General features: G+C 52.7%; 3 protein-coding genes. 2 read left to right on the top strand and 1 reads right to left on the bottom strand.

Features of this window, described 5'->3' with window-relative positions; genetic code table 11:
* A partial coding sequence (locus VLH40_07890) for a hypothetical protein (GenBank protein ID HSV31923.1) occupies nucleotides 1-699 on the bottom strand: 699 nt, incomplete at its 3' end.
* A gap of 266 nt (nucleotides 700-965) precedes the next feature.
* Here VLH40_07890 and VLH40_07885 point away from each other — a divergent pair.
* Both VLH40_07885 and VLH40_07880 read left to right on the top strand, forming a co-directional pair.
* Complete coding sequence (locus VLH40_07885; protein ID HSV31922.1) at nucleotides 966-1,352, top strand: response regulator transcription factor; 387 nt, start codon at nucleotides 966-968, stop codon at nucleotides 1,350-1,352.
* 297 nt (nucleotides 1,353-1,649) lie between these two features.
* Nucleotides 1,650-2,905: PKD domain-containing protein (locus VLH40_07880; GenBank protein HSV31921.1), on the top strand; the 1,256-nt coding region annotated here is incomplete at its 3' end.

The raw sequence follows: 2,905 nt of genomic DNA, 5'->3' as shown, positions 1-2,905 counted from the left end.
AGAGGACGCCGCCTGATGGGTCATACACAAAATTTGACAATAGCTCGCGATGATGGCAGAACCGGTGTCATAAAAGCGGGGCAGGCCCCAGGCCAGGATGGTGCTGAGCAGGATGGCGATCGATGTTCCCAGCCGGCTGATCCCGATGGTGCTTTTCCGGCGAATCAGGGTTTCGGTGATGTCCCGGCTCAAGGCGGTACCCATGGTGTGGTACTGGGAACTCATGGTGGACATGGCTGCGGCGAAGAGAGTCACCAGAAAGACCACCCCGAACCAGGTGGGCATGGTCTGCTCGATGAAGGTGGGGATGATGGAGTCCGTCACCCGGTTGACGGCCAGGAAGGATATTTGGCCGGTTTCGTTGAAAAAGTAAACGTTGGACAGGGCCCCAACCATGAACGCCACCCCGGTCATGACCAGGATGAACACCCCGCCGACCAAGGTGGCCCGGTTCAATTCCCGGCTGCTTTTGACGGTCATGAACCGGATGGCCAACTGGGGCTGGGCCAGCACCCCGATTCCAACCCCCATGATGATGGTCGAAACCACCGTCCACCAGAGATTGGATCCCAAGGCGGGCATCACGGTGCATCCGCGGTGACCGATAGGTCCGAATACTTCCATGGCCTGGGGAGCGAGCGTGTTGAGGGATTCATGAGCCGAGGTGACTCCTCCCAGGTTATAATAGGTGAAGAACATGGTATTCGATTTTTCTTTTTTCGTTTCACACGGTATCAAAAAATTGAATGAAAGACAATGTGTGAGTATATGCGGTAATGCGTTTATGCGCATATGCGGGAAAAACCTTGTATAGTCCATGATTCAGGTTGTTTTCCCTGCTTCCTTCCTTGTTACTCGCCAGAAAAACAGGACCCACGGGACTGAAAAATAGGAGGATCTTCCCATAGGCAGCGCTATCGGCGCCGATATAATGAGAAAAATTTTCCCGGAAAGGGTGTTGTGCCATGGAAGCCCGGGTACGAGAAAAAACCATCAAAGTATTTCTGATTGACGACAACCGGTTTTTCCTGGAAAGTCTGACATTTATTCTCAATTTAAAAAAGGATATGGAAGTGGTGGGGACGACCACCCGGGGAGGGGACGCCCTGCTCAAGATCAAAGAACTGACACCCGATGTGGTGGTGGTCGACATGGTGCTTCCCGACCGGGACGGTCTCTCCTTACTGGCTGAAATTCGTGAACAATACGACATCCCGGTGATCATGCTCAGTATGTACGAAGAATACCGCAACCAGGCCATCCGCCGGGGTGCTTTCACGTATCTCGTAAAAGGAGAAGGCCTCGACCAACTCTATCATGCCATCCGCAAGGCGACCGTTCTCGATCGGTAGGTCGGATATGGGTTGATGCGACCATGCATTGATGCGGGAAATCCGGGGTTGGGTTTCTGCGTTCATATCCTTGTTTCTTATCACGATCACTTCTTCATCTATTGACATCCTTCTCTAACCCCCCAGCCGCTTGACTTTGCCCCATACTTCAATAACCAGTTGACTATCCCTTCGTTGAAAAAATAGGAGTACGAACCCAAAATAATAGGAATACTTTCCTATATTCAAGGCCTTCGGGAGGAAATATACTGCGAATGCAATTGAAGCGATTCCAATGTCCCGAAGGGAGAGATACACGTGTTGCACAAGAATTTCTTACTCTCCAGTCTGTTTCTTCTCACCGGTGTTCTTCTGATATTAGCGTCCTGTACTCCATCCCCTCAGTTCGGATCTCCTGGTGCTTCCATCATTACCGGAGAGGCGGCTATGCCGGCGCAATGTTTTTCCTGTGAAGCCGGGGAAGCGAATCCCCCGGCCTATGTTCTGGTCTACGGCGGAGAGAGTGGGAAGCTCGAAGCCACCAGCACCCTCAACTGTGACGGGACGTTTAGTGTCGCAACCAACGGTCAAGCGAGTTCCGTCGTTTATGTCGTCCGCCAGAATGTGACCAACCCCGATCAGTACATGGTGCTCAAAAAAGGGATTGACCGGTCTTCCGGAGACATCGGCCTCATCGATGCCCATACCACCGCCCAGGTGATGATTTGGGAACAGGTCAATGTCGCCAATGTCCCCGATTTCACCGTGTTCAATGCGGCCCATTACAGTAAATATGAATGGCGGTGGTCCTTTGATGCCGACCTGGTAAATGAATTGTCTCTCGGGGTCGAAGACATTCCCGGACTGGCCATTGAAGAGGCGGAACAATACGGGGAACTCCTGAGCGCCGTACAGTCCGCCATCGACAGCTGCAGCGATCCCCAACTCCCCGGAGGCCAAGCCCTCGCACTGGCCAGGCTGGTAGCCGATGCCCTTTTCGGCGGGATCTGCCGGCCCTGCGGACCGGCGTTTGGGTCTCCGGGTGGAAACCAGACGCCTCCACCGACCAATCTTTGTGTTCCCGTTCCGAAGGTTAATTTCGACTTTACCGTCCTTCCGCCATCCAACGGCAATGGGATGACGGTTAAATTCATCAATAAATCGACTCCCCTTGAAAGCACAGAAAACCCTATTACCTATACCTGGGATTTTGGGGATGAATCGACTTCGAACGAACTTAATCCTACTCATACCTATGACGGAAACGGTCCGTATCAAGTGACCCTTACTGCATCCAACCTTTGTGGATCGGATACGGTGACCCTGCAAGTCGAGAGACTCGTACAGCTCTTCGGTTCTCTGTCTGTCACCAAGGTCGAGGAACCGCTAAACAATGGGGGACCGGCTGGAGGTTGGGAATTCAAACTGCTGGGCAGCGATGATAATGATGTCGCCACTTTTACCCTTTCTACCCAAAACAACTGGACCTGGGAATCTGGACCGCTGCCATTGGGGACTTACACCATTGTGGAAACGACCAGTCTTTCGGGATGGACAACGACCGTTGCAGTGAC

It is taken from the genome of Atribacteraceae bacterium (assembly GCA_035477455.1).
Taxonomy (GTDB): Bacteria; Atribacterota; Atribacteria; order Atribacterales; family Atribacteraceae; genus DATIKP01.
The sequence above is the reverse complement of the archived record's forward strand: the minus strand, read 5'-3'. Positions and strand labels throughout refer to the sequence as shown.